General features: G+C 74.4%; 22 protein-coding genes. 12 read left to right on the top strand and 10 right to left on the bottom strand.

The window, feature by feature from the left end; translation table 11 throughout:
- The first annotated feature begins 47 nt into the window (after positions 1-47).
- Entirely contained in the window at positions 48-2,726 is a 2,679-nt protein-coding gene (locus AB0H75_RS28185) for a DUF6493 family protein (RefSeq protein ID WP_367801194.1), read from the top strand.
- A gap of 9 nt (positions 2,727-2,735) precedes the next feature.
- On the opposite strand, the gene AB0H75_RS28180 is transcribed toward AB0H75_RS28185, so the two are convergent.
- Genes AB0H75_RS28180 through AB0H75_RS28170 form a run of 3 tightly spaced genes read right to left on the bottom strand, consistent with a single transcriptional unit; the run spans position 2,736 to position 5,775 of the window.
- Positions 2,736-4,358 carry a rhodanese-like domain-containing protein gene (locus AB0H75_RS28180; protein WP_367801193.1) on the bottom strand — a complete coding sequence of 541 codons (1,623 nt, stop codon included), beginning with the start codon at positions 4,356-4,358 and terminating at the stop codon, positions 2,736-2,738.
- A gap of 8 nt (positions 4,359-4,366) precedes the next feature.
- Complete coding sequence (locus AB0H75_RS28175; RefSeq protein ID WP_367801191.1) at positions 4,367-4,876, bottom strand: cupin domain-containing protein; 510 nt, start codon at positions 4,874-4,876, stop codon at positions 4,367-4,369.
- Complete coding sequence (locus tag AB0H75_RS28170; RefSeq protein ID WP_367801189.1) at positions 4,876-5,775, bottom strand: LysR family transcriptional regulator; 900 nt, start codon at positions 5,773-5,775, stop codon at positions 4,876-4,878. Before AB0H75_RS28170 ends, AB0H75_RS28175 begins: the two co-directional genes overlap by 1 nt.
- Positions 5,776-6,113: 338 nt before the next feature.
- Between AB0H75_RS28170 and AB0H75_RS28165 the strand changes: the two genes are divergently transcribed.
- The 7 genes from AB0H75_RS28165 to AB0H75_RS28135 all read left to right on the top strand — a co-directional run bounded on the left by AB0H75_RS28165 (position 6,114) and on the right by AB0H75_RS28135 (position 13,414).
- On the top strand, positions 6,114-7,238 hold the full coding sequence (locus AB0H75_RS28165; RefSeq protein WP_367801187.1) for an LLM class flavin-dependent oxidoreductase: 1,125 nt from the start codon (positions 6,114-6,116) through the stop codon (positions 7,236-7,238).
- Between the two features lie 5 nt (positions 7,239-7,243).
- Positions 7,244-8,836, top strand: a complete 1,593-nt coding sequence (locus tag AB0H75_RS28160; protein ID WP_367801185.1) for an ABC transporter substrate-binding protein — start codon at positions 7,244-7,246, stop codon at positions 8,834-8,836.
- A gap of 10 nt (positions 8,837-8,846) precedes the next feature.
- Complete coding sequence (locus AB0H75_RS28155) at positions 8,847-9,908, top strand: ABC transporter permease (protein ID WP_367801183.1); 1,062 nt, start codon at positions 8,847-8,849, stop codon at positions 9,906-9,908.
- Positions 9,905-10,771: an ABC transporter permease gene (locus AB0H75_RS28150; protein ID WP_367801181.1), complete on the top strand. Its 867-nt coding sequence runs from the start codon at positions 9,905-9,907 to the stop codon at positions 10,769-10,771. Before AB0H75_RS28155 ends, AB0H75_RS28150 begins: the two co-directional genes overlap by 4 nt.
- Entirely contained in the window at positions 10,755-11,639 is an 885-nt protein-coding gene (locus tag AB0H75_RS28145; protein ID WP_367801179.1) for an ABC transporter ATP-binding protein, read from the top strand. The genes AB0H75_RS28150 and AB0H75_RS28145 overlap by 17 nt, the downstream gene beginning before the upstream one ends.
- The gene (locus AB0H75_RS28140; RefSeq protein ID WP_367801178.1) at positions 11,636-12,490 is read left to right on the top strand and encodes an ABC transporter ATP-binding protein; all 855 of its coding nucleotides are present in this window, start codon (positions 11,636-11,638) and stop codon (positions 12,488-12,490) included. Before AB0H75_RS28145 ends, AB0H75_RS28140 begins: the two co-directional genes overlap by 4 nt.
- A 66-nt stretch (positions 12,491-12,556) precedes the next feature.
- Entirely contained in the window at positions 12,557-13,414 is an 858-nt protein-coding gene (locus AB0H75_RS28135; protein ID WP_367801176.1) for an alpha/beta hydrolase, read from the top strand.
- Between the two features lie 56 nt (positions 13,415-13,470).
- Here AB0H75_RS28135 and AB0H75_RS28130 read toward each other — a convergent pair whose 3' ends face one another.
- Positions 13,471-14,007, bottom strand: coding sequence for a hypothetical protein (locus AB0H75_RS28130; protein ID WP_367801175.1), 537 nt, complete (start codon positions 14,005-14,007; stop codon positions 13,471-13,473).
- Positions 14,008-14,423: 416 nt separating this feature from the next.
- Here AB0H75_RS28130 and AB0H75_RS28125 point away from each other — a divergent pair, with 416 nt between their 5' ends.
- Positions 14,424-15,914, top strand: coding sequence for an alpha/beta fold hydrolase (locus AB0H75_RS28125; RefSeq protein WP_367801173.1), 1,491 nt, complete (start codon positions 14,424-14,426; stop codon positions 15,912-15,914).
- 58 nt (positions 15,915-15,972) lie between these two features.
- Here the strand turns inward: AB0H75_RS28125 and AB0H75_RS28120 are convergent, their stop codons facing one another.
- The 4 genes from AB0H75_RS28120 to AB0H75_RS28105 are packed head-to-tail and all read right to left on the bottom strand — an operon-like array spanning position 15,973 to position 18,635.
- Positions 15,973-16,395: a lasso peptide biosynthesis B2 protein gene (locus tag AB0H75_RS28120; RefSeq protein ID WP_367801171.1), complete on the bottom strand. Its 423-nt coding sequence runs from the start codon at positions 16,393-16,395 to the stop codon at positions 15,973-15,975.
- The gene (locus AB0H75_RS28115; protein ID WP_367801169.1) at positions 16,392-16,649 is read right to left on the bottom strand and encodes a lasso peptide biosynthesis PqqD family chaperone; all 258 of its coding nucleotides are present in this window, start codon (positions 16,647-16,649) and stop codon (positions 16,392-16,394) included. Before AB0H75_RS28115 ends, AB0H75_RS28120 begins: the two co-directional genes overlap by 4 nt.
- Entirely contained in the window at positions 16,646-18,514 is a 1,869-nt protein-coding gene (locus AB0H75_RS28110) for a lasso peptide isopeptide bond-forming cyclase (protein WP_367801167.1), read from the bottom strand. Before AB0H75_RS28110 ends, AB0H75_RS28115 begins: the two co-directional genes overlap by 4 nt.
- Positions 18,515-18,527: 13 nt before the next feature.
- On the bottom strand, positions 18,528-18,635 hold the full coding sequence (locus AB0H75_RS28105; protein WP_367801165.1) for a keywimysin-related RiPP: 108 nt from the start codon (positions 18,633-18,635) through the stop codon (positions 18,528-18,530).
- Between the two features lie 308 nt (positions 18,636-18,943).
- Here AB0H75_RS28105 and AB0H75_RS28100 point away from each other — a divergent pair, with 308 nt between their 5' ends.
- Positions 18,944-20,785, top strand: coding sequence for a serine hydrolase (locus tag AB0H75_RS28100; protein ID WP_367801163.1), 1,842 nt, complete (start codon positions 18,944-18,946; stop codon positions 20,783-20,785).
- Here the strand turns inward: AB0H75_RS28100 and AB0H75_RS28095 are convergent.
- Both AB0H75_RS28095 and AB0H75_RS28090 read right to left on the bottom strand, forming a co-directional pair.
- Positions 20,760-22,388 carry an ABC-F family ATP-binding cassette domain-containing protein gene (locus tag AB0H75_RS28095; protein WP_367801161.1) on the bottom strand — a complete coding sequence of 543 codons (1,629 nt, stop codon included), beginning with the start codon at positions 22,386-22,388 and terminating at the stop codon, positions 20,760-20,762. The two genes, AB0H75_RS28100 and AB0H75_RS28095, sit on opposite strands and share 26 nt — an antisense overlap.
- 122 nt (positions 22,389-22,510) lie before the next feature.
- Positions 22,511-23,332, bottom strand: a complete 822-nt coding sequence (locus AB0H75_RS28090) for an SDR family NAD(P)-dependent oxidoreductase (protein WP_367801159.1) — start codon at positions 23,330-23,332, stop codon at positions 22,511-22,513.
- Between the two features lie 72 nt (positions 23,333-23,404).
- Between AB0H75_RS28090 and AB0H75_RS28085 the strand changes: the two genes are divergently transcribed.
- Together AB0H75_RS28085 and AB0H75_RS28080 are read left to right on the top strand one after the other, a co-directional pair.
- On the top strand, positions 23,405-23,752 hold the full coding sequence (locus AB0H75_RS28085; RefSeq protein ID WP_367801157.1) for a hypothetical protein: 348 nt from the start codon (positions 23,405-23,407) through the stop codon (positions 23,750-23,752).
- Positions 23,753-24,077: 325 nt separating this feature from the next.
- Positions 24,078-25,385 carry a PHB depolymerase family esterase gene (locus tag AB0H75_RS28080; protein WP_367801155.1) on the top strand — a complete coding sequence of 436 codons (1,308 nt, stop codon included), beginning with the start codon at positions 24,078-24,080 and terminating at the stop codon, positions 25,383-25,385.

Below are 25,385 nucleotides of genomic sequence, written 5' to 3'. Positions count from 1 at the left end.
TTTTCTGTTTCCCGTGATTGTCGGTGCGGGTCCGTAGGCTGCGCGCCATGATCAAGACGAACCCCGTGCGGGACGTGCTCGACCGCGTCGAGGCCGGCTCCGTCGCGGGCCTCGTGGCGTTCTTACAGAGCCTCGACGACGACGGCAGGCGCGCGGTGGCCCGGCACCTGCCCGCGCACCTGGGCGAGCGCAGGCGTGCCGGGATCGAGGCCGAGCGGCGGATCTGGGAGCTGGCGCCCCTCTACCGCGTGGCCGGGGCGTTCTGCATGGGCGGGGCGGAGCAGGTGGCGGCCTGGCTCAACCGGCAGGAGTTCAGGTGGGTGGAGCCGAAGGCCGACGCCGCGCAGGTGATGTCCGTGCTCGCGGACCGGCCGGTGGAGTGGCGCCGTGACCTGGCCGTCCGCCTGGTGCGGCGGATGCGGCCGGCCCCCGCCGGCTCGGCGTGGCGGCGCGCGCAGTCCCTGCGGAACTGGGACCTGGCGGCCGCGCTGGTGGTCGAGACGGGCGTCGAGCCGCCGGAGAGCGACGCGTTCGTGTCCGGGTGGATGGTGCGGACGGTCGAGCGGCAGTGGATGAGCCGCGGAAAGCCGGTGCTCGCCGACGACCCGCTGCTCGACCACATGGTGCCGCGCCTGTTCCGGGCGGCCGGCGTGGCCGGCGCGCTGGGGAGCTGGACCCCTGCCTGGGAGGACGGCCGGAGCATCGTCGGCGAGCTGGCCGAGCTGGCCAGGGCGGGCCGGGTGCCGCGCGCGACGCTGCTGAACGGCTGCGCGGGCCGGCTCCTGGCCGGGGGCGACGCGGCCGAGGCCGGCCCGTTCGTCAGGCTGTGGCGGGAGCTGCGGCCGGAGGTGGCCGAGATCCCGGTGACCGACTTCGTCCGGCTGCTGCCGTCGGCGTCCTCGCCGGTCGTGGAGCTGGCGCTGGAGGAACTGCGCCGGGCGGAGTCCGCCGGGGCGCTCGGCGACGAGCTGTTCGCCGAGGCGATCGAGGCGCTGGCGTACCGGCCGGAGAAGAAGAGCCTGGCGGCCGCGGTGAAGTGGATCGCCGCCGCGCCCGCGCCCAGGGGCGGCAGGGCGGTGGCCGCGCTGGCGCCCGTCCTCGACGCCGATCCGCCCAGCCTGCGCGAGCGCGCGGTACGCGTCGCGGTCAAGCTCGCCCCGCACGCCGACGGGCCCGGCCGGGAGGCGATCCGCGAGGCGGCCACCCGGCTGCCCGCCGCGCTGCGCGAGCGGGTGGCCGCCGCCTTCGGCCCGGTCGAGGAGGCCCCGCAGGAGCCCGAGCCCGTTCCCGTGCCGGCCGTGACGCCGCTGCCCGCCCTGCAGCCGCCCATCGCCTCGGTGGCCGAGCTGGCCGCCGAGCTGGACCGGTCGCTCTGGCCGGAGGATCCGGCGCGGTTCGAGCGCATCCTCGCCGCCCTGGTCGCGCTGGCCCACCAGGATCGTGCCGCCCTCGTGGCGGGGTTGCAGCCTTGGTGGCGGACGCACTGGCGGCACCCGTTCGAGGCGAGCACCTACGTGTACGGCATCTCCGGCTTCGACGAGGACATCTGTTTCCTGCTGTCACGCTGCGCGCTGGCCCTCGTGTCGCCCGCCGACAGCCGCGCGCTGACCGCGCTGCTCGCCGACGAGAGCCGCCGCCGGCCCAGCTTCGAGCCCGCCCCGCAGCGGTTCGTCCAGCAGCGCTTCCGCGAGGTCCTCGCCCTGTTCGAGCGGGGCGGGACGATCCCCGTGCTCCTGTCCACGCCCACCTCGCCCACCGGGCACGTCGATGCCGCCACCCTGGTCGAGCGCGTGGAGCGGCTGGGCGACACGGAGCCGCTCGCCTGCGACTTCCTGCAGGCGCTGCTGCGGCTGCCGCGCCGGATCGACCCGGGGCCGGTCGCGTGGGCGGAGAGGTTGCGGTCGGCGGCGGGCCGGCGGCTGGCGGCCCGCCTGCGCGACGGGGGGCCGGCCGACCCCGTCGTGACGTGGGACCCGGCCGACCCCGTCGTCACAGGGGAGCCGTTCGGCGGTCCGGAGGCCCCGCACCGGCCGCTGCGGGGGACCCATGTCAGGCTCGCGCCGCCGGAAGGGGTCTCGGGGTGGCAGGCCGAGCTCTGGACGTTGACCCCCGGCGCCGACTATCCCGGGTACTCCCGGCACCTGGTGTGGTGGCCGGCCGTCATGCCGTCCCACCGGGAGGCCGTGGCCGCGCACGTGGCCGAGTGCCTGCCGATGGTCCTGGAGTACAGCATCGACGGCCAGGTGGAGGCCGTGGCCGCCCTGGCGCACGGCGACGGCCCCACGGGCATCGCGACCGCCGGCGTGCTCGTCCTCGGCATGGGGCACCGCCTTCCCGCCCAGCGGGACTGGGCCGCCGACGCGGTCATCACGCTGGCGGCGCGCGGGGAGCTGCCCGCGGCCGACCTCGGCCGGGCCGTGGGCCGCCTGGTCCGCGGCGGGCAGGTCAAGCTCAACCGGGTCGCCGGCGCCCTCGACGAGGTCGCGGCGGCCGGCGCGCACGCCGAGACGTGGGCCGCCCTGGCTCGGGCGATCCCGCTGCTGCTGCCCCGGCCCGGGGAGAAGGCCAGGGCGGGGCTGGGCGAGCTGCTCAAGGTCGCCGCGCGGGCGGCGGCACGCGCGGGGGCGCGGGGGGAGGTGCCGGGGCTGGTGGAGCTGGCCGCGCGCAAGGGCTCCAGCGTGCTGGTCCACGAGGCGCGGCGCCTGCACGAGGTGATCTCCGGCTGAGCACCGGGCTCACCGGAGCACCCTGAAGTGGTGGGTGCCGTCCCGTTCGAGCTGCTCGACCAGGCCGAACTCCCAGGCGAGGTACGCCTCCATGGCCGTCCTGGCGTTGTCCGTGCCCTCGTACGGCCGCCGGTACCGGTCGACCGCCTCGACCGCGTAGCGCGCCGGGTGCGACTCCAGCGGCGCGACGGCGTGCCAGGCCGCCGTGCCGCCGTCCAGCACGGACACCGGCGCGGGGGTGAGCCCGCGCAGGTCGGCGGCGGCGAAGCGGGCCAGCACGCCGGTCGGCGAGGTGACCACGTACCGGTCGGCGGGGCCGATCGTGCCGAGGGCGGCGGCCAGCCGTGCCCGGACGGCGTACCAGGCGCCGGGGACGTGCCCGGCGGCGTAGTCCCGGCTGGGCGCGACGTCGATGACCGCCGTGCGCGGCCGGCCGGCCTCCAGCCAGGCGCGCAGGGTCGCCGCGTCCACGGCGTCGGTCGAGGGCGGCTCCGGGAGGGGGTCTCGCTCCTCGCCCCGCCGGGTGAGGTCCCCGGGGGCGGCGGGGCTGATCGCCCAGGTGTCCCAGCCCATCTGGGCGAGCCACGATCCGGTCATCGCGGCGCGCACGCCGTCGTCGTCGACGAGGACGACGCGGGCGCCGCGTACCGGCGCGTAGTGGTCGGTCTCCTGGACGAGCTGCCCGCCGGGGGCGTGGCGGGAGCCGTCGAGGTGCCCGGCGGCGAACTCGGCCGCCGAGCGCACGTCGAAGACGTAGGTGGTGCGGCCGGGTTCGCGCAGGCCGGGCAGGTCGGCCACGCGGGCGGACCGTACGCCGGCCCGCCGGGCGGCGGCGCGGGCGCCGGCGACGGCGAGCGCGTGGTGCGACTCCGCCACGGTGCGCGGGGCCGCTCTGGTCGCGCCGCGGTCGAGGCGCTGCCCGGCGAGGGTCCAGCCGATGGTGCCGTTGCGCAGCGCCGCCACGGGGTTGGGCAGGCCGGCGTTGATCAGGGACTGGGCGCCGATGATGCTGCGGGTGCGCCCGGCGCAGTTCACCACGACGGGGGTGGCGGGGTCGGGGGCGAGCTCGCGGATGCGCAGCACCAGCTCCGCGCCGGGCACGCTGGTGGCGGTGGGGATGCTCATGGTGTGGAACTCGTCGAAGCGGCGCGCGTCCACGATGACCGGGGGCCGGCCGGAGTCGATGAGCGCCTGCACGTGCCGCGCGCTCAGGGACGGCGTGCGGCTGACCGACTCGACCAGCTCGCCGAACGCCTTGCTGGGCACGTTGACGTCCTGGAAGAGCTCGCCGCCCGAGGCGGCCCAGCCGTCGAGCCCGCCCGCCAGCGCGTGCGCCCGGGAGTAGCCGAGCCGCCGCAGCACGTCGATCGCGCGGCGGGCGGGCGCGTCCGCGTCGCCGTAGACGACGATGGGGGTGTCCCGGCGGGGGACGCGCCGCCAGGCGTCCAGCTCCAGCCGGGACAGCGGGAAGTTGGCCGCCCACAGCGGATGGCCCCGCGCGTACTCGGCCTCCTCGCGGACGTCGGCGATGACGACCTCGTCGCGGCTCAGCAGCAGCGCGCGCACCCGCTCGGCGGGGATCTCGGCGGGGATCTCGGCGGGGGTGCCGGTGGTGGTGTCGGGTGTCCGCATCGGCCGGCTCAGCCGATCCTGACCTCGGACCAGTCGAGCCCGTCGAGGTTGACCACGATCGCCTCCTGGGTCGTGCGGGCGATGACGACGACGGCTTCGGTCTCCGGGTCGGGGTTCTCCTCGCGGTGCGGGACGAACGGCGGCACGAAGACGTAGTCGCCGGGACCGGTCTGGACGCGGCGCTCGGCCGGTTCGTCGCCCTCGACGTCCAGGAAGACGAAGACGGGGTGCCCGGAGACGACGTAGATCGCGGTCTCGGACGCCCCGTGGTGGTGGTTGCCGGACGCCGTCGCCGCGGCGACATGGGTCTGGCCCATCCAGAGGCTCCTGGCGCCGACGGTCTTGCCGCTGACGGCCTCCAGGCGCTTCATCCCCGAGGTCTGGGTGGTGTGGCCGATCAGGCCGCCCGGCGCGACGTGGTGCAGGGTGCGGTGGAACGGGTCGAGGTCGGCGGGCACGAGGATGCCGCTGGGCGTGCGGACAAGGCCGCCGGCCGGGTCGGACGGCTGGACGGGCATCAGGCTCCTTTGGCGAGGACGAGGTCGTGCGGTGGCACCCCGGTCAGGACCGGGGTGGTCAGAAGGCGGCGGAGCGCGTCGGTGGCCCGCTCGGCCACGGTGGGCGCGACGCCGGGGCGGGTCCACAACGCCAGCGGCAGGGGCTTCGGCCTCGGCAGGTCGTCGCGGGCCACCAGGCCCTCCGGGGTGCGTCCGAGGGTCGCCAGCAGCGCCACGCCCGCGCCGGCGCTGACGGCGGCCTGCACGCCGGCCAGCTGGTTGGCCTCGGCGGCGACGGTGACCGGGATCGCGTGGTGCGCCAGGGTGCCGAGGGCCCGCTCGCGGAGCGCGCAGGGGTTGTCGAAGGCGACGATCGGAAGCGGCTCGCCCTTCCTCGGTGGCCGCCAGCCGGGGGCGGCGTACCAGGTGAGGCTCAGGTCGCCGACCGGGGTGGCGCGCGGGTCGTCGGCAGGGCCGATGAGCAGGGCCAGGTCGACGCGTCCGGCCGCGAAGCTCTCGCGGAGCTTGGTCCCCCGGTCGATCCTGAACGTGACGCGGTAGCGGGGCGCCGACGCGTCGAGGGTGGTCGCCAGGCACGGCAGCAGCTGGGCCGCGGCGTGCTCGGTGGAGCCGATGACGATCGTCCCCCGGGCCTCGTCGTCGAAACTCTGCAGCACCTCGTCGTGGAGTGCCAGGAGGCCGCGCGCCAGGCTGAGCAGCTTCTCGCCGTCGGCGGTGAACCGGGAGCCGCGGCCGCTGCGCTCCACCAGCGGGCGGCCGATCGCGGACTCCAGCCTGCGGACGTGCTGGCTCACCGCCCCCTGGCTGAGGTGCAGGGCGTCGGCGGCGCGCTGGAAACCACCGGCGTCGGCGACGGCGACGAAGCTGCGCAACGGGGCGATGTCCAGCGTACGGCTCATGGGTCCAGTATACCTATTATCCCTACCTGATGTAAGGGTATTTATCACGTGACGTGATCGGCCATGATTACAAAGCGTCGTTGGACAGCCCGGCGGGCAAGACCGCAGGCTGATGGCTGTGAAGCACTCAGCCGCCGCGAATCGGACACGATGTCGATAGCGAAGTAGCGCCCGCCGCCGCGCGTACCCCCTTCGCCGCACTCCCTCCGCTGATCCGTCCGCCGCCGCCGGCGTGCCCTCCGTGCCGCTGATGCCGCGTGCGCGGCCGCATCAGCCCTCTGACACATCGAGCTCGCCGTTCCGGACGGCTCAGTCCACACGTTTGAAAGGTTCGCACATTGTCGATCCAGATCCTGGGGATGGTCTCGACCAGCTACGGCTCGGAGAGCGCCGGCTGGCGGGGGCCGGTCGTCGACCCCGGCTACCTCGCCGACTTCGCCCGCGCCCACGAGGAGGCCGGCTTCGACCGCGCGCTCATCGCGCACAGCGCCACCTCCCCCGAGGGCTTCGCCGCCGCCGCCCACGTGCTCTACACCACCGAGCGGCTGGGCGTGCTCATCGCCCAGCGGCCCGGGTTCATCCAGCCCACCCTGACCGCGCGGAAGCTGGCCACGCTGGACAACCTCACCGGCGCGGGCCGCGTCGCGATCCACCACATCACCGGCGGGAGCGACGCCGACCAGCGGCGCGACGGGGACTTCGCGAGCAAGGACGCGCGTTACCGGCGTACCGGGGAGTTCATCGACGTCCTGCGCCGCACCCTCACCTCCGACGAGCCCTTCGACCACGAGGGGGAGTTCTACCGCTTCGAGGGCGCGTTCAGCTCGGTCAAGCCGCGCGGGCCGGTGCCGATCTTCTTCGGCGGGCAGTCCGACGACGCGATCCGGGTGGGCGGCCGCTGGGCCGACGTCTACGCCCTGTGGGGCGAGCCCCTGGCGCAGACGCGCGAGCGCATCGACCTGATCCGCGCCGAGGCCGCCCGGCACGGCCGCGAGATCGACTTCTCCCTGTCCGTACGCCCGATCGTGGCCGAGACGGAGGACGCCGCCTGGGAGAAGGCCGACGGCATCCGCCGCGCCTTCGAGGACAACCTCGCCCAGGGCGGTGGCGGCGGAGGATGGCGGATCGGGCGCGGCGAGAACACCGCGGTCGGCGCGCGACGGCTGAAGGACGAGGCGGAGGAGAAGCTCGTGCACGACGAGCGGCTCTGGTTCGGCGTCACCCAGCTCACCGACGGCGGCGGCAACTCCACCGCCCTGGTCGGCACGCCCCAGCAGGTCGTCGAGGCGCTGCTGAAGTACTACGACCTCGGCGTCAGGAACTTCCTGATCCGCGGCTTCGACCCGCTGCGGGACGTGCGCGAGTGGGGCGAGGAGCTCGTCCCGCTGCTGCGCGCCGGCGCGGCCGCCCGCGAGCGGGACCTCGTCGCCGCCGGGGCCGGACAGGGCCGGGACGCGAAGTGACGAGCATGGGCAGGACCTTCAAGACGGCTTTCAAGCCGGCCTTCAAGACGGCCTTCAAGCCGGCCTTCAAGACGGCCGGCCTCGCCGGTGCCACGGCACTCGTGCTCGCGCTCGCGGGCTGCGCCTCCCAGGCGTCCGGCAGCGCGGTGTCCTCCTCCGGCGGCGGCGCGGTCTCCGCCGGCCAGCGCGGCGACACCCTGACCTGGGGATGGTCGCTGCCCTCGACCTGGGATCCGGTGACCTCCGCGGTCGGCAACGACGTCCACGCGCTGACTCTCGTCTACGAGGGGGTCACCGAGGTGAACGCGAAGGGCGAGGTCCAGCCCGGCCTCGCGCGGTCGTGGACGTACGCGAAGGACGGCCGCTCGGTCACCTTCCACCTGCGGCCCGGCCTGACCTTCTCCGACGGCACGAAGCTCGACGCGGCCGCCGTCAAGGCGAGCCTGGAACGCGGCAAGACCGCGAAGGACTCCACGATCGCGCCGCAGCTCGTCACCGTCGAGCGCGTCACCGCCGACAGCGCCACCGACGTGACGCTGCACCTCACCCAGGTGGACTACCAGATCCCCCTGCTGCTGTCGGGCAAGACCGGCCAGATCGTCAGCCCGGCGGCGGCGAAGGACCCCGCGAAGCTGGCCACCCAGCCGGTCGGCGCCGGGCCCTTCATCCTGAAGAGCTACGTGCCCGGCTCGCAGGCGAGGCTGGTGAAGAACCCCGCCTTCTGGAACGCGGACCAGATCCTCGTCCCGAACTTCGTGCTCAAGCCGGCGCCCGACCCGGCCGTCGCGGTCGCGGGGCTCCAGTCGGGCCAGTACGACGTCGCGGACCTCACCGCGTCGCAGGTCGCCGGGGTCAAGGCCGCCGGGTTCCCGGTCGAGACGACCGACGTGCTGCCGGTCCGCGTCCTCGACGTGAACAACACGGTCAAGCCGTTCGACAACCCCAAGGTCGTCCAGGCGATCAGCACGGCGATCGACCGGCAGGCGCTGGTCAGGACGGCCAACTTCGGCTACGGCCAGCCGGCCTGGCAGCCCTTCCCCAAGGGCTACGTCGCCTACAACCCGGAGCTGGACAACCTCCACCCGCACAGCGTGGACAAGGCGCGGCGACTGCTGGCCGAGGCGGGGTATCCCGACGGCGTGGACGTCCAGCTCGCGCTGGGCAAGGCGGACGACCCCGTCGGCGAGCTGATCCAGCAGCAGCTGAACGCCGCCGGCATCCGCACGACGCTCACGGTCCAGACGCCGGGCGTCAACAACTACATCACCCGCAGGTACCCGTTCGTGCTCGACCAGTTCAACGCCCGCCAGTCGCCGGTGCAGGCGCTGCAGGTGCTGTTCGGCCCGCAGGGGCTGATGAACCTGGGCAAGACCACCCCCGCCGGGCTGCCCGCGGCGGTCGCGAAGGCCAGCGGGTACGCCCTGACCGACCCCGCCTACCCGGCGGCGATCCAGGAGGCCACCAAGATCGCGGTGACGAACATGCCCAACGTGTTCCTGTTCACGGTGACGCGCTTCACGGCGCACACCCCCAAGGTGCACGGCCTGCAGCACTGGGTGGACATCCAGCGCTTCGAGGGCGTCTGGGTAGAGAAGTAATGGAACGGCCATGACCGCGCTCAACGTGCGCGACGCGGCCGGCCGGGTGCGGGACCCCGCCACGCCGGCGGGCCCCGCCTCGCCCGGGCCCAGGCCCGGGCCCGTGCCGGCCGCCGTCGCGCGGACCGCCGCCGCCCTCGGCCGCGCCCTGCTGATCGCGCTCCCGGTGCTGCTCGTCTCCACCTTCATCACCTTCATGCTCGGCGGGCTGACCGACCAGGACCCGGCCTCGACCGTGCTCGGCGACTCCGCGACCCCCGCCGACGTGGCGCGGATGCGCGAGGCGTTCGGGCTCGACCGGCCGCTGCTGTCGCGCTACGCGTCGTGGTTGTGGGGCGCCCTGCACGGCGACCTCGGCTCCTCGTGGTTCACCAAGATCCCCGTGGCGCAGAGCATCGCCGAGCGGCTGCCGGTGAGCCTGTCCGTGGCCGCCGGGGCGCTGCTCATCGCCGTCGTGCTCGGTGGCGTCTTCGGCGTCCTCGCCGCCGTCCGGCAGGGCGGCCGGCTGGACCGCACGGTCACGGTCGTCACCTCCGTGCTGGCGACCGTCCCCGGGTTCGTCGCCGCGATCGCCCTCATCACGGTGTTCTCGCTGCTCGTGCCGGTGCTGCCCTCGGGCGGCTGGGCGCCCCCGTCGGCGGGGCTGCTGACCTGGGCGAGCTTCCTGCTGCTGCCGAGCGTGTCGCTGAGCCTGGACGCCGCGGCGGACGTCGCCCGCCAGCTACGGACCGGGATGGCCGACACCCTGCACGAGAACTACATCGTGGGCGCGCGGGTGCGGGGCCTGCCGGGGTGGCGGGTCGTCCTCGTCCACGCGCTGCGCAACGGCGCCGGCCCCGCGGTCGCCGTGCTCGGCATGCACGTGCCGCGGCTCATCGGCGGGGCCGTCATCGTCGAGACGGTGTTCGCGCTGCCGGGCATCGGCGACCTCACCAAGACCGCGGCGCTCGGCGGTGACGTGCCCGTCGTGCAAGGGGCCCTGCTCGTGACGATCGGTGTCGTGCTGGTCTCCTCCGCGCTCGTCAACGTCCTGCTGGTCAAGCTGCGCCCCGCCGCCCGGAGGGAGATATGAGGACCGTCACCGCCGCCCTGCGCACCCGCGCGGGCGCCGTCGCGGCGGCCGTGCTGGTGGCCGTGCTCCTGCTCGCGGTGGTCGGCCCCCTCCTCGCGCCGTACGACCCGCTGAGGAACGGCGCCGACATCCTCCAGCCGCCCAGCGCGGCGCACTGGTTCGGCACCGACTACCTCGGCCGCGACGTGCTGAGCCGGGTCCTGGCCGGCGCGCCGGCCTCGGTGTTCACCGCCTTCGAGGCCGTCGGCATCGGCCTGGTCATCGGCGTCGTGCCCGGCATCACCTCTGTCCACCTCGGGCGCGCCTACGAATGGATCACCCTGCGGGTCATGGACGGGCTCATCGCGCTGCCGTTCCTGATCTTCGCCATCGCGGTGGCCGCGCTGCTCGGCAACGCCGTCCACCAGGCGATGGTCGCCGTCGGCATCCTGCTCGCGCCGTCGTTCTACCGCATCACCCGGGCCGCCGCCCTCAGCCACGCCAACGCGCAGTACGTGACCGCCGCGCAGCTCTTCGGCGCCTCGACGTGGTGGGTGCTGCGCGCGCACGTGTGGTCGAAGGTCCTGCCGACGCTCGTCGTGGCCACCGCGAACGCCACCGCCGGCGGCCTGCTGGTGGTCTCGTCGCTGACGTTCCTCGGCATCGGCGTCGTGCCGCCCGAGCCCACCTGGGGCGGCATCGTCGCGAGCGACCTGGGCTACCTGACGCAGCGGCCGTACGGGCCGGTGTTGCCCTCCCTGTTCATCATGGCGACCGTCGGCGCGCTCAACCTGCTCGCCGACGCGATCAGGGACACCGGCGGCGACCACGGGCGCGCGCGGTCGCTGAGGAGAACGGGAGCCGGCCGTGTCCGTCTCACCTGACCCCGCGACGGCGGCCCGCGAGGCCGCGGAGGCCGCCGGTCCTGGGGCCGCCGCCCGCGAGACGCTGCTGTCGGTACGCGGGCTGCGCGTGAGCGTCGCCGACGGTTCCGAGGTCCTGCACGGCGTGGACCTGGACGTCCCGCGCGGCTCGGCGGTCGGGCTGGTCGGCGAGTCCGGCAGCGGCAAGACCCTGACCTGCCGGGCCGTCCTGGGGCTGCTGCCCGCCGGCGTCGAGGTCACCGGGGGCGAGATCACCCTGGACGGCACCGAGCTGACCGCGTTGCCGGCCGCCCGGAGAGCGCGCCTGCGCGGCACCGACCTCGCGGCCGTGTTCCAGGACCCCGCCTCGTACCTGAACCCGTCGATCGCCGTCGGGGCGCAGCTCGCCGAGGTGCTGCGCGTCAAGGTCGGGCTGGGCCGCCGGGCGGCGCGGCACCGGGCCGTCGAGCTGCTGGGCGCCATGGGGCTGCGCCACCCCGAGCACGTCTCCAGGCAGTACCCCTTCGAGCTGTCGGGCGGGATGTTGCAGCGGGTGCTGATCGCCATGTCGATCACCGCCGGGCCCCGGCTGCTGATCGCCGACGAGGCGACCACCGCTCTCGACGTGACCGTGCAGGCCGAGGTGCTCGAACTCCTGGCCGAGCTGCGCCGCGACAGAGGGCTCACCCTCGTCGTCGTCTCCCACGACCTGGCCGTGATCTCGCAGGTGTGCGACACGGTCCACGTGTTCCGCGACGGCGGCGTGGTCGAGGCGGGGCCCACCCGGCAGGTCCTGCGCGCGCCGCGGCATCCGTACACGCGCGAGCTGATCGACAACCACGAGCGCTTCGGGATCGGCCGGGTGCGCGAGCAGAGGAGCCGTTCATGACCGCGTTGCTCGACGTCGCCGGGCTGCACGTCGCGCTCGGCCGCGGGCGCGGGCGCGCCGGGATCCTGCACGGCGTGAGCCTCACGGTGGCGCCCGGGGAGATCGTCGGCCTGATCGGCGAGACCGGCTCGGGGAAGACCACGCTCGCCCGCGCCGTGCTCGGCCTGGCGCGGGCCCAGCGCGGCAGCATCACGATCGACGGGCGCGAGGTCGGCGGGCTGCGCGGCGGCGCGCTGCGGGAGTTCCGCCGCGGCGGCGCCGTGCAGTACGTCTTCCAGGACCCGCTGCGCAGCCTCGACCCCGAACGCACGGTGTTCGAGACGCTGGTGGAAGGTCTCGTCGTGCGCGGCGGGTACAGCCGCGCCGAGCTGCGGGAAGCCGCGCTGGACGCCGCCCGGCTGGTCTCCCTGCCGCCCGACCTGCTGCCCAGGCACCCGGGCGAGCTCTCCGGCGGCCAGCGGCAGCGCGTGGCGATCGCGCGCGCGATCGCGGTCGATCCGCGGCTGCTGATCTGCGACGAGCCGGTCAGCGCCCTCGACGCCTCGACCCGCATCACGATCCTCGAACTCCTGCTGCGCCTGCGCGAGACCCGCGACCTCGGCGTGCTGCTGATCACGCACGACCTCGGCTCGCTCGGCGGCGTGGCGGACCGCGTCGTCGTGCTCTACCACGGGCAGGTCGTGGAGACGGGCACCACGGAGGAGGTCCTGCTGGCCCCTCGGCACCCCTACACCCGCCTGCTCGTGTCGTCCGTGCCGTCGATCGGGGACGAGGAGCCGCCGGACCCCGAGCTGCGGCGCGCCCTGCGCGAGGAGGTGCGCGGCCTCGCCGCCGCCCCCGCCCGGCAATGAGCCGTCCCGTCCCGTCCCGTCCCGTCCCGTCCCGTCCCGTCCCGTCCCGGACCACTGGAGCATGACATGACACAGAGCACCGACCACCACGTCCCCGGCGGGCTGCGGACCAGAGGCACGGTCGTCGTCGTGCCGGGTCGCGGCGAGACCCGCGCGACCTACGCGCGCTTCGGCTCGCGGCTCGCCCACGACGCCTACCGGGTGCGGGTCGTGGACCCGCCGGCCGCCGGCCAGCTCACCGATCCGGCCGCCGATCCGGCCGCCGGTCCGCTCGCCGGTCCGGCCGCTGGTCCGGCCGCTGGTCCGGCCGCCGATCTGGCCGCCGTCGCGCCCTTCCTGGACGCCCTCTCCCGGCGGCTGTCGGAGGCCGTCGGCGGCATCGCGGCCGAGGCGCCGGGCGGGCTGCCGCGCCCGCTGGTGCTGGTGGGCGCCGACCTGGGCGCCGCCGCGCTCGCCGCCCTGCTCGCCACGGCCTCCCCGGCCGCGGACTGGTGGCCGCAGGGGGTCGTGCTCGCCGGCCTGCCCGCCGTCGGCGCGCGCTCCGGCGGCGGATGGGAGGACGAGCTCGACCTCCGCACCCACTGCCCGGTGCACCGCGGCGTCCTGACCGGCGACGCGTCCGTGGAGCGCGGCGCGCTGGCCGGCGCCCTGCCCCGCGAGCTGCTGGAGGCGGCGTACGGCAGCGCCGCCGCGATCCCGCACCTGCTGCTGGCCGGGGAGGCCGACCCGCTGGCGGACCACGACGCGATCGCGCGGGCGGCCGGGACGCTGCCGAAGGCGCGGCTCGCCGTCGTGCGCGGCGCCCACCACGACGTGCTCAACGACCTCCAGCACCGCTCGGTGGCCGCCGAGGTCGTCACGTTCCTGGAGACGCTGCGCGACGACCTGGTCCCGGCGGTCACCGTGAGGACGAGCGCCTGGTGACCTGACGGCCCGGCTGGCCACCGGGCGGGCTCAGCGGGCGGGCTCAGCGGGCGGGCTCAGCGGGCGGCGCCGAAGTACGGGCTCAGCAACGGCGCCAGCGTGACCGCCATCAGCCGGTCGCCCGGCTCGATGGCGCGCCGCGCGCCGTCGAACGGCACCCCCAGCGTGCTGACCGCGCCCGTGACCGGCGACCTGATGACGATCTTCAGCATGTCGTCGATGCCGTGGCGGCGCAGGAACATGTCGGCGAAGTCACGTTCCGGGCCGCTGGCCCCCTGGCGGAGCCGCCCGAGGGTGGCCACGCCGTGGCGGGTCAGGTGGGCGACCCCGTCGTGCGAGGCGAACGGGTTGGCCCAGCGCCAGCGCTCGACGTACTCCTCCACGAAGTCCGGCCGGAACCTGGTGAGGTACTGCTCCTCGCCGTCGTCGCCGCCGCCCGGCGCCAGGTAGGCGGGGTTCTCGGCCACGAACGCGTCGATCCAGCCGAGATGGACGGCCAGGGCCTCGGCCAGCACCGGGTAGAGGTCTCCCTGCCCGGCCGCGGCCACCTGCTCCAGCACTTTGATGAGCTTTCGGTATTCCAGCCGTTCCACGGGTCCGCCATCGCACTTGTCCGTCGCCGCTTTTCTCGCTTTCCAGGATCGCGCAAGAGGCGGCCGGCCGCCTGCCACTTGGCCGGTAATCCACGACGACCCCGGGCGGCGGAAAGGGCGTACGTTTTATTTATTGCGTTTGGTGTTGTTTCGGTGGATACGCTCCGTCGGCTGAATTCGTGGTTGTACGTCGAGGACGGAGGGGGCCTCGCCGCCCGCGACCGGCTCGCGGGCAGGGCTTCGTCGGGTGGCCGGGTCAGGTGGCCGGGTCAGGTGGCCGGCCTCCGGCGAGCGCGGCATTTGGTACGAATTGATGTCAATCCTGTGGGCATCGCCTGTTAGATTCGGATTCTGATCAAGGCGGCGGGGCCTCGATCCCGTCCTCGCGCGGCCTGCCGATCGACGATAGGAGCGATGTGCCAAGAAGAACGTCCCTGCTCACCACCGCCCTCGTGGCGCTGGCGACGCTGTTAACCGCCCCGCTGACCGAGACGGCGAACGCGACAGTGACCGGGAGCGACGTCACGGACGCCATTGGCAAGCGCGGCATCGCCTGGGCGCCGTGCGAGGAGGAGCCCAGCGTCGAGTGCGGCACCCTGGCCGTGCCGATCGACTGGTCCAGGCCCGGCGGGCCCACCGTCAACCTGGTGCTCGCCCGCCGCAAGGCCACCGACCCCTCGGCGCGGATCGGGTCCCTGCTGACCAACCCCGGCGGGCCGGGCAACTCGGGCGTGAACGACATCCTGCGCCCCTCCGGCTTCAGCGAGGAGATCCAGCGGCGGTTCGACATCGTCAGCTACGACCCCCGCGGCGTGGCCCGCAGCGGCTCGGTGACCTGCTCGGCCTCGGTCTACAACCAGATGCCGTACCCGGTCATGACCAGCCAGGCCGACTACGTCAAGTGGGTCGCCTTCGACAGGAGGCTGCGCGCCGACTGCCGCAGGCTCACCGGCCCCCTGTACGACCACATCGACTCCGTCAACGTGGCGCGTGACATGGACGCCATCCGCGCCGCGCTCGGCGAGGACAAGCTGACCTCCTACGGCGTCTCCTACGGCACGCTCGCCCAGCAGATGTACGCCGAGCTGTTCCCGAACCGGATCCGGGCCATGATCCTGGACAGCAACATGGACCACAGCCTGGACGTCAAGGCGTTCCAGGTGACCGAGGCGGCCACCGTCCAGGACAGCTTCGACGAGTTCGTGGCCTGGTGCGAGCGCGACGACGAGTGCGTCCTGCACGGGCGCGACGTGCGGGCGCTGTGGAGGGGCCTGCTGCGGAAGGCGGACCGCGGCGAGCTGCGGTGGCCGGGCGACGGCCGCGTGGTGAGCGCCCACAACCTGCTGTGGCTCGGCGTGATCATGAACGAGGCACCCGCCTGGCGGCAGGAGGCCAAGGTGCTGCGTGCCCTGGACGGCGGCCCGGTGCCGGACGACATGCCCGGCCCGCCCGGCAACGGGCCCGTGGACGGCAAGTTCGCCGAGCTGCCCACCGCGATCCTCTGCGAGGACTGGAACCTGTCGCTGCGCGGCTACGACGAGTACGCCGAGGTGATGCGCGCCTCCAACGCGGTGGCCCCCGACATGCGGTACAACCCGATGCCGATGGGCGACATGCCCATCTGCCAGGGCCACCCGGTCAACAACCCGCAGCACCGGCTGCGGTACAAGGGCAGCGCCCCGCTGCTGGTGACCACCTCCATGCACGACCCCGACACCCCTTACGTGTGGTCGGCCAACGTGGCCCGCCAGCTCGGCCCCAAGGCCACGCTGCTCACGTACGAGGGCTGGGGTCACGGCGTCTACGGCATGACCGAGTGCACCACGGCCGCCATGGACGACTACCTGCTCTCGCTGACCGTGCCCGCGAAGGGCACCCGCTGCCCGGCGGAGGAGCCCCAGGGCTAGGGCACCCGACGGCGGTGCCGGGCCGGCCGGAAGGCCGGTCCGGCACCGGCCGGCCCGCTCACGAACGCGGCGCGACGGTCACCAAGGGGGCGAGATACCCCTTCGGCGTGGATTCGCCCACCACGCGTCCCTCCGCCTCGACCCACGCGTGGGCCCCGAAGGGCGCTCGCGTCCGGGCGCCCGCCCGCCACGTCGGCCACGAGCCCCGCATCCGGCACAGCAGGGCGGTGGCCAGGGAGCGGGGGAGGCAGCCGTGCCCGCCCAGGCAGGTGAGGCTCACCGCCAGCACCGCGTCCCTGGCGGCTTCGGCCTCGGCGTACGTGGCCGCCCGCGCGCCCCGGCACGCCACGGCGAGCACGGCGCGCAGCCGCCGGGGCGGCAGCAGGCCCAGCACGAACGCCGCGCCCACCGCGATCCGCGCCGCCGTCCTGGCCCGCCACGGCACCCCTCGCGGCCGGCCCAGCGCGCTCGGCACGGTCACGGCGCCACCAGCCCGGCCGCGCGCAGCTGCTCCAGCAGGGTGAGGACGTCCTCCAGGGCCTCGTCCCGCCCGACCTCGAACTCCTCCGCCAGGGCGGCGGCGGCCTGCTCGACGGTGTCCCCGTCCCGCAGCCGGCGCATCGCCAGCGCCCCGCTGGGATTGAGCTGCCAGAAGTCGCCGCTGCGCTCGTCGAGCAGCACGACGCCGTAGTCGGTCTCGGCGGTGGACACGTCGGGACGCAGTCGCAGACTCATCGCAGGCCCTCCTTGGGTGACGGCTCCAGGGCCCGCAGCCAGACCTCGCAGCCGATGGTCGAGTACAGGATGCCCTCGCGCAGGCCGGGGGCGTCCGGGTGGCCGGCGAGCTCCTTCAGCATGCCGGCGTCCACCAGCCCGAGCCGGGCCAGCCGTGAATCCGACCAGAGCTCCCGCAGGTCGGCGGCGTGGCGGCGCAGCCCGTCGGCGGCGTCGAGCGAAGCCTCGGCCTTGCTGGTCCTGCGCAGGCACTCCGCCGGGACGACGTCCCGCATCGCGGCCGTGAGGGCGGGTTTGTACCGCCACGGCGTGACCCGGTCCTCGGGCCGCACCGACAGGAACGCCTCGATCACCCGGTCGTCGAGGAAGGGCGAGGTCATCGGCAGCCCGGCGCGGCCGCTCATCTGCTCCCACTGGCGGATGATCCGGCAGGTCTCGCGGATGGCGTGCAGGTCGGCGTGCCGCCCCCGCTCGGGGGCCAGCGGCTCGGCGTCCGGGACGGCCTCGGCGATCACCTCGGCGGCCATGCGCTCGGCCTCCGGCGTGATCCACGGGAACACCCGCGGCGGCGCGCCCCAGCCCAGCGCGCTGGTGACCGGCGGCGGCACAGGGGCCCGCAGGTCGGCGAGCGAGCCCGCCAGCCAGTGGCGGTAGGAGCGGCGGTCGGCCAGCGCCCGCAGCATCGGCCCGCGCGGCCAGTGGAACAGCGCCCGGAACCCGCGCAGCCGCCCGGCGGCCAGCAGCGGCCGCCGGCGCAGCAGCCGGTGGTAGCTCGCCTCCGAGCACCACGCGACGTGGTCGCCGCCGATGCCGGTCACGTGCAGTCTGCTGCCCATGCCGGCCAGCCGCGGCAGGTGCGCCAGCACCCGCGCGCGGTCCATGACGCCTATGGTGGGCTCGTCCAGGGTGTCGTCGAGGCCCAGGAGGTCCTCGTAGACCAGCGGCGACTCCTCGGCCGGCCAGACGACGTGCTCGGCGTCGCGCAGGTGGGCGGCCGCGCGGCGGGCCCAGGCCAGATCGTCGTCGGCGGGGTCGCGGCCCGGCCAGGTGGAGGTCACGACGCGCGCCTCCCGGCGGGCGGCGCCCAGGAAGCACAGCGAGGTGGAGTCCAGCCCGCCGGACAGGTCGAAGCTCACCGTGCCGCCGCCCCGGGTACGCGCGCCGACCGCGTCGTCGAGCGCGCGCCGGATGTCCTCGGCGGCGTCGGACAGCGGGCGGACCGGCTCGGGAGGCGTCCACCAGCGGCGGTGCTCCGCGGTGGCGCCGTCGGGCCCGACGATCAGGGCGTGGCCGGGCCGGACGGCGGTCACCTCCGGCCAGAGCGGCAGGTCGAGCAGGGGGTGCGGCGTCGGCCAGAGCAGCCGCGTGGCCAGGCGGCGCGGATCGGGCCCGGCACCTCTTCCGGCGCCCGCCGGGTTTGTGAGGGCGGCCAGGACGTCGGCGCGGTCGGCGGCGACCGTGATGCCGTTCAGCCGGACGTGGAACACCAGCCGCAGCCCGGAGGCGGTGCCCTGGACGCGCGAGCGGCCGTGCAGCGCGGCGACCAGGTGGAAGCTGCCGGGCAGGACGCCGGCCGGCAGGTCGAGGTGTGCCACGTCGCGCAACCGGCCCGCCTCGGCGGCGAGCCGTGCGGCGTCGATCGAGCAGCGGCCGATCATCGCGATCCTGACCGGGCCGGCCTCGGCCACCGTCAGCTCCTCGTCGGACCAGTGCCCGACCAGCCAGGGCCGTCCGGAGGCGTGGGGAACAGTGCGAGCGGTGGCGGTGCGCAGGGCCGCCGCCACGGCGGGCGCTGCTTCGTGGTCGGGGAGGACCACGAAGTACGCCTCGCCGTGGTGGGGCCGGCTCGACATGAGCCGTGCCAACGGGGGACTGACCTTAGTTCTTGCTGAAGATGAGCCGGTCGTTGCCGCTCCTCTGGAGCAGGCCGGTGACCTTGCGGAAGGAGCCGGCCGTGGTCAGACGGGGCTTCTCGTACCGCTTCATGCGATGTCCCTTCGAGAGAGCGATGGGTTGCCCGATGAATTTCTCATCGGGCCGGTGGCCCGTCCAGCTTCGCCGACCGATATCGATACGGCAGAGGATTTCCGGAAAAATCAATTTAAATGGCTCGGGATGAAAAACGGCAAATGCCAATGATTTGCCTGTTAGGCGTTCTCCGCGGGCACAATAAGGTGGCCCGCGCGGTGGCCCTCATGTGCCCGGGCGGGAGCCGCCGGGCGGGAGCCGGATGCGGCACCTCGGCGGGCTGGGGTCTAGGATCATCGGGCCCCGTCGCAAGGAGGAATGACCGCATGCACCGCAGACGTTTCCTGGCTCTGGCAGGCGCCGCCGGGCTCGGTGCCGCGACCGGACACGTCACCCCGGCCTGGGCCGCGAGCTACCCCTGCTACGACGGCGGCGTCCCCGCCGAGGCGCACGCCAAGCTGGGCGAGCTGGCCCCGTACGGCATCACCGCCCTGGCCTTCACCCCCTCCGGCGGCTGGGTCGTCGTCACCCAGGACGGCCGCTACTTCGCCCGCGGCATCCCCGACGCCTGCTTCACCGAGATCGGCAGGCTCTCCACCGCCGGCAGGAAGATCAACTGCGTGGCCTTCCCGCCCGAGGGCGGCGACCGCTGGGTGATCACCACCGACCGGGGCGTGACGGCGCGGGGCATCCCCGCGGCGTGCCGGGAGCGCATCGACGCCTTCTACGCGGCCGGGCAGCAGGTCGTGGACGTCGCCTTCCCGCCGGCCGGCGGCGACCGCTGGGTGGTGGTCTCCGCCACCGGCTACCACGCCAAGGGCGTGGACGACGAGTGCTTCCAGATGATGCGCAACCTCACGCAGGGCGGGCGCCGCGTCACCCGCGTCGCCTTCCCCCGCGCCGGCGGCTGGACCGTCGTGGCCCAGGACGAGTTCCACGCCCGCGGCATCCCGGACGCCTGCTTCGCCCGCATGAACACCCTGGCCGGCGGCGGCTGGCAGGTGCACGGCGTGGCCTTCTCCCCGTCCGGCGGCTGGGCGCTGGCCTCGCGCGGCAAGGCTCCCGCGCTGCCCGCCGACAAGGTGCGCCAGGTCGAGAACGCGGTCGGCGGCTCGACGATCTGGCAGCGGATGAGCGCGTACAAGACGCCCGGCGTCGCGCTCGCGGTGGTCACTGGCAACAAGATCGCCTGGTCCACCGGTTACGGCCGGCTGGAGGCGGGCGGCGCCGCGGCCGCCCACCCCGAGACCGCGTTCCAGGCCGCCTCCATCAGCAAGGCCGTCACCGCGGTCGGCGTCCTGCGCCTGCTGCAGACGCGCGGCATCGCGCTCGGCGACGACATCCGCCCCCACCTCGGCTGGGCCCTGCCCCAGCGCGACTGCGTGACCTCCACGGCGGTGCCCACGATCGACCGGGTGCTGGCCCACCGCGCCGGCGTGATCGGCCGCGGCTCCACCACCCCGGCGGGCGCCTGCACCGGGTTCGACGCGGGCGGCGGCGGCTTCCCCGGCTACGGCCCCGACGTGACCGTGCCCACGCTGCTGCAGGTCATGAACGGCGAGGGCAACACCCCGAGGATCGAGCTGACCACCACGCCGGGCGCCGAGTACCACTACTCGGGCGCCGGCTTCGTGCTGCTCCAGCGGATGGTGGAGGAGCAGAGCGGCACCACGCTGGCCCAGTACATGAGCAAGGAGGTGTTCGCCCCGCTCGGCATGACCACCAGCTCCTACGCCCTCACCCCCTCCTTCGAGCTGGCCGCCGGCCACACCGCCGCCGGCGCGGTGATCCCCGGCAGGCGCAACCGCTACCCGGAGTCGGCCGCCGCCGGCCTCTACACCAACGTGCTGGACCTGTGCCGCCTGGTGTCCTACCTCAACCGGGCCTACACCGCCTCCGGCGACCTCGCCGGCCCGCTCACCAGGGCCTCGGTCCGCACGCTGCTCAGCCAGGGCCCCCAGCCCGGGATGGGCCGCGGCCTGTTCCTCGCCGGCGCGGGGACCGACGACCTCTCCTACAGCCACGACGGCTCCAACTACGGCTTCAGGTCGCTGTTCACCGGCTACCCGAAGCTCGGCGCGGGCTTCGCCGTCCTGGCCAACGGCAGCAACGCGGGCCTGGTCACCGAGATCGCCGCCGCCGTCAAGAAGGTGTACGGCTGGCCGTGACGCTCCCGCCGGCCAGTTCGAGGCGGGCGCCGGCGAACGCGGCACGCAGGCGCCGGTCGTGCGTGACGACGACCAGCGCGCCCTGGTAGGAGGCCAGCGCCTCCTCCAGCTGCTCGGCGAGCATCGGGGACAGGTGGTTGGTCGGCTCGTCCAGCAGGAGCAGGTCCACGGGCTCGCTGACCAGCCGGGCCAGCTCGACCCTGCGCCGCTGCCCGTAGGACAGCTCCCCGAGGCGCAGCCCCAGGTCGGACGGCCGGAACAGGCCCAGGGCGAGCAGCGCGTCCGCGTGCTCGTCCGGGCTCCCGGGCCGCCCGTGCGCGTAGGCCCGCAACACGGTCCACTCCTCCGCGCCCCCGCTCGGCCCCATCGGCCCTGCCGGCCCCGCCAACCCGGTCAGTCCCGCCGGCCCCGCCGGCCTGTCCTGTTCGTCCTGGCGGAAGAACCCGGCGCGGCCGGAGCGGCGTACCCGGCCCGCGTCGGGTCGCAGCTCGCCGGCGAGCACCCGCATCAGGGTGGTCTTGCCCGCGCCGTTCGGCCCCGTGACGAGCAGCCGGTCACCGGCGCGGACGGTCAGGGACTCCAGGCTGAGCCGTCCCGCCACCACCACGCCGTCGAGCGCGGCCACCTCGTCCCCGGCGGCGGCGCCCGCCGTGGCGGGCACGGCGGCGAACCGCAGGGGCTCGGGCGGCGGCGGCGCCGGGTGATCGGCGAGCCACCGCAGCCGCTGCCGGGACTGCCGGACGCGGCCGGCGGCCCCGTGGGTACGCGAGCGCGCCCGCCAGGCGCCGGTGCCCATGCCCGCTTTGACCGTCTTGCGAGGGATCGCGGCCAGCCGGCCCGCGTTGGCCGTCACCAGCGTGGCGTGCCGGTCCAGCTCCGCCCGCCACTCCTCGTGGGCCCGCGCCCGCGCGGCGCGCTCGGCGGCCTTGGCGGTGAGGTAGCCGGCGTATCCGTCGCCGTAGCGGCGTACCCGCCCGTCGGCCACCTCCACGATGGCGGTGGTCACCCGCTCCAGGAACATCCGGTCGTGCGTGATCACCACGACCGTGCCCCGGTGGGCGCGCAGGCGCTGTTCGAGCCAGGCGGTGGCCTGGTCGTCCAGGTCGTTGGTCGGCTCGTCGAGCAGCAGCAGCCCGGGAGCGGACGCCAGCGTGGCGGCCAGGGCGAGCCTGGAGCGCTCGCCGCCGGAGAGCGTGCCCAGCGGGCGGCTCCGGTCGAGCCCGGGCAGCCCGAGCCCGTGCAGCGCGACCTCCACCCGGACGTCGGCCTCGTAGCCGCCCCGCGCCTCGAACCGCGCCACCAGCTCCGCGTAGGCGTCCAGGTCCGGGTGCTCCGCCGTGCCGAGCGCGCGTTCGGCCGCCCGCATCCTGGCCTCCAGCTCGCGCAGGCCGGCCAGCGCCAGGTTCACGGCGTCGGCGACGGTGGCGTGGGGCGGCAGCGCGAGCGACTGCGGCAGGTGGCCGACGCCGTCGGACGCGACGGTCACGAGCTCGCCGTTGTCCGGGCGCTCGGTGCCCGCCATCAGCTTGAGCAGCGTGGACTTGCCGGACCCGTTGTCACCGATCACGCCGAGCCGTTCGCCGGGCCTGACGGTGAGCGACACCCGGTCCAGCACGACGCGGGTGCCGTGACGCTTGGTGATCTGGTCGAGTGTCAGCTGGTCAGGGGTGCGCAGAGCGCCCCACCTCCTGTTCTCCGTACGGACGGGACGAATGGCCGCCGGGGTCAGCCCGGAGCCTTGCGGCTGAGGTGCTCCCAGGCGCGGTACTCCTCGGTGCGGGCCTGGTCCATCTGCTGGAGCAGGTCGTAGGAGGCGGAGCCGACGATCAGCCGCAGCGGCGGCTCGGCCAGGCCGGCCAGCTCCATGACCACCGGGGCCGCGGTGCCCGGCTCGGGGCCGGCGTCCTCGCCCCACATCTCGGCGAGCCGGGCGCGCAGCGGCTCGTACTCCGGGAGCGGCCGGGTCGCCGTGGTGCCCCGGGTGAACAGGTCCGTGCCGTACCCGCCGGGCTGCACGATCGTCACCTTGATCCCGAACGGTGCCACCTCCATCGCCAGTGCCTGGCTCAACGAGTCGAGCGCGCTCTTGCTCGCCGCGTAGAACCCGGTCGAGGCGAACCCGCCGCCGGTCCCCATCGAGGTGACCTGCATGATGTGGCCGGACCCCTGCGCCCGCAGGTGCGGCACCACGGCCTGGGCCACCCAGACCGCGCCGAAGAAGTTGACGTCGAACTGGGCGCGGACCTGCTCCTCCGTCGCCTCCTCCACCATGCCGAGCAGCATCGTGCCGGCGTTGTTGACCACGACGTCGAGCCGCCCGAACGCGGCCGCCGCCCGGTCCACCACCGCCCGCACGGCCGCGCGGTCGCGGACGTCCAGCGCCAGCCGGACGAGGCGGTCGGGGTGCGCGGCGGCCAGGGCGTCGAGCGGGCCGAGGTCGCGCGCCGCCGCCACGACCCGGTCCCCGGCGGCCAGCGCCGCCTCGGCGAAGGCCCTGCCCAGGCCCCGCGACGCGCCGGTGACGAACCATACGCGGCCGATCGTCATGCACTCTCCCTACTCATTAAAGACGAGACGGTCCGTCTCGCTGAGAGATGAGTATGGATGTCCGCCGGTCCATTGTCAAGACGGAACGTCTCGTCTCGCCATAACCCCACCAGCTTCTTCCTCGGCGGGGGCGCGCTGGGCGGGACCAGGAAGTTCCGGAACGTCCAGCGGGGCGGCGCGGTCGCGTTCGTCGTGGACGACCTGGCGGCGACCGGCCCGTGGACGCCCCGGGGCGTCGAGATCCGGGGCACGGCGGTCGCGCTGACCGATCACGAGCCGCCCGTGCCCGGCCTGGCCCGGGAGATCATCAGGATCACCCCACCAAGATCGTTTCGTGGGGCCTGGACGAGCCACGCGCGGGCCGCACGGTGTGATCCCGGCACGGGTGACGTACCAAAACTTGTCGTGGCGAGGGCGTAACTTTCGGAAGTGACCTGCCGCTATGGCGGCGCTGTAGTGGCAAGACGCTCCGAAGCCTGGCTGAAAGTTTCGGCCACGCCCGCCCGGCGGAGACGGCGGGTGAAAGTTTCACGGAAACGTTCTGCGCGGCGGCCGTAGCCGAAGGTGGAAGTGCGAGGTGAGCGCGCTCGGCCGCCGCCGCCTCCGCTCCGCCCCGGGCCCGCTCTCTTGACAGTGCTTTCCGGCTCGTATGTGCTCCCTCCCGCTACCACCTCCTATCGATCTCCGGGAGGGCCGCTGTTTTGTTAGCGCTAACAGCAGCGGCCGCGGAGAGGAAGGCCAGCTCATGAAAGTGGGTCCCAGCGGGTACGCAGGCGTGGCGGCCCTGGTCGCGGTCGTGGTGACCGCGCTGTCCATGTTCCTCACCGCCCCGCAGCAGGCGTCGGCGGCGACCCTGACCGAGGTGACGAACTTCGGGAACAACCCCGGCGGGCTGCGGATGTACCTCTACGTCCCCAACACGGTGGCGTCCAGGCCGGGCGTCCTGGTGGCCATGCACGGCTGCAACGGCTGGGCCCCGGGCTTCCACCAGGGCACCGAGTTCGCCTCACTGGCCGACCGGTACGGCTTCATCGTCATCTACCCGCAGGCCAACAAGAGCGCCAACGGCATGTCGAACTGCTTCGACGTGTGGTCGAACGAGGCCCTGCGCCACGGCGGCGGCAGCGACCCGGTGTCGATCGTCTCCATGACGAGCTACGTGCTCCAGCGCTACAACGGCGACCCGGAGCGGGTCTTCGCCACCGGCTTCTCCTCCGGGGCGATGGAGACCAACAACCTGCTCGCCACGTACCCGGACGTGTTCAAGGCCGGCGCGCCGTTCTCGGGCGTCCCCTACGGCTGCCTCGGCCCCGCCGGCTGCGGCGACAAGACGCCGAAGCAGTGGGGCGATCTGGTCAGGAACGCCTACCCCGGCTACACCGGGCCCCGGCCGCGGGTGACGGCCTGGCACGGCACCGCCGACTCCGTGCTGCCGTACTCGATGCTGCAGGAGGAGGTCGACCAGTGGACCGACGTGCACGGGCTGAGCCAGACCCCCACCTCCACCGACAGCCCGCAGTCCGGATGGACCCGGCGGGTCTTCGGCTCCGGGCAGGTCGAGGCGTACACCATCGCCGGCGCGGGTCACGACCTGCCGCGGCCGGGGATGGCCGCGTACGCGATCCGCTTCTTCGGCCTGGACGGCGGCTCGTCCACGCCGACGCCGGGCGACGGCGCCGGGCAGATCAAGGGAGTGGGCTCCGGGCGTTGCCTGGACGTGCCGAACGCCGCCACCACCGACGGCACCGCCGTGCAGCTGTGGGACTGCAACGGACGGGTCAACCAGCAGTGGGCGGCCACCTCGGCCGGTGAGCTCAGGGTCTACGGCGACAGGTGCCTCGACGCGGCCGGCTCCGCCAACGGCGCCAGGATCCAGATCTACTCCTGCCACGGCGGCGCCAACCAGAAGTGGCGGCTGAACGCCGACGGCTCCATCACCGGGACGCAGTCGGGGCTGTGCCTGGACGCGGTCGGCCAGGGCACCGCCAACGGCACCCGCCTCCAGCTCTACACCTGCCACGGCGGCGCCAACCAGCGCTGGACCCGTACCTGA

The organism is Nonomuraea sp. NPDC050783 (assembly GCF_040802095.1).
GTDB lineage: Bacteria > Actinomycetota > Actinomycetes > Streptosporangiales > Streptosporangiaceae > Nonomuraea.
Note: the sequence above shows the minus strand (reverse complement) of the source record. Positions and strands in the feature narration are given on the sequence as shown.

What these genes read in the sequence shown, in the direction of transcription:
- AB0H75_RS28185 (WP_367801194.1), top strand. Translation starts at nt 48, where the DNA reads ATGATCAAGACGAACCCCGTGCGGGACGTGCTCGACCGCGTCGAGGCC.
- AB0H75_RS28180 (WP_367801193.1), bottom strand. Translation starts at nt 4,358, where the DNA reads ATGCGGACACCCGACACCACCACCGGCACCCCCGCCGAGATCCCCGCC.
- AB0H75_RS28175 (WP_367801191.1), bottom strand. Translation starts at nt 4,876, where the DNA reads ATGCCCGTCCAGCCGTCCGACCCGGCCGGCGGCCTTGTCCGCACGCCC.
- AB0H75_RS28170 (WP_367801189.1), bottom strand. Translation starts at nt 5,775, where the DNA reads ATGAGCCGTACGCTGGACATCGCCCCGTTGCGCAGCTTCGTCGCCGTC.
- AB0H75_RS28160 (WP_367801185.1), top strand. Translation starts at nt 7,244, where the DNA reads ATGGGCAGGACCTTCAAGACGGCTTTCAAGCCGGCCTTCAAGACGGCC.
- AB0H75_RS28155 (WP_367801183.1), top strand. Translation starts at nt 8,847, where the DNA reads ATGACCGCGCTCAACGTGCGCGACGCGGCCGGCCGGGTGCGGGACCCC.
- AB0H75_RS28150 (WP_367801181.1), top strand. Translation starts at nt 9,905, where the DNA reads ATGAGGACCGTCACCGCCGCCCTGCGCACCCGCGCGGGCGCCGTCGCG.
- AB0H75_RS28140 (WP_367801178.1), top strand. Translation starts at nt 11,636, where the DNA reads ATGACCGCGTTGCTCGACGTCGCCGGGCTGCACGTCGCGCTCGGCCGC.
- AB0H75_RS28135 (WP_367801176.1), top strand. Translation starts at nt 12,557, where the DNA reads ATGACACAGAGCACCGACCACCACGTCCCCGGCGGGCTGCGGACCAGA.
- AB0H75_RS28115 (WP_367801169.1), bottom strand. Translation starts at nt 16,649, where the DNA reads ATGAGTCTGCGACTGCGTCCCGACGTGTCCACCGCCGAGACCGACTAC.
- AB0H75_RS28105 (WP_367801165.1), bottom strand. Translation starts at nt 18,635, where the DNA reads ATGAAGCGGTACGAGAAGCCCCGTCTGACCACGGCCGGCTCCTTCCGC.
- AB0H75_RS28100 (WP_367801163.1), top strand. Translation starts at nt 18,944, where the DNA reads ATGCACCGCAGACGTTTCCTGGCTCTGGCAGGCGCCGCCGGGCTCGGT.
- AB0H75_RS28090 (WP_367801159.1), bottom strand. Translation starts at nt 23,332, where the DNA reads ATGACGATCGGCCGCGTATGGTTCGTCACCGGCGCGTCGCGGGGCCTG.
- AB0H75_RS28080 (WP_367801155.1), top strand. Translation starts at nt 24,078, where the DNA reads ATGAAAGTGGGTCCCAGCGGGTACGCAGGCGTGGCGGCCCTGGTCGCG.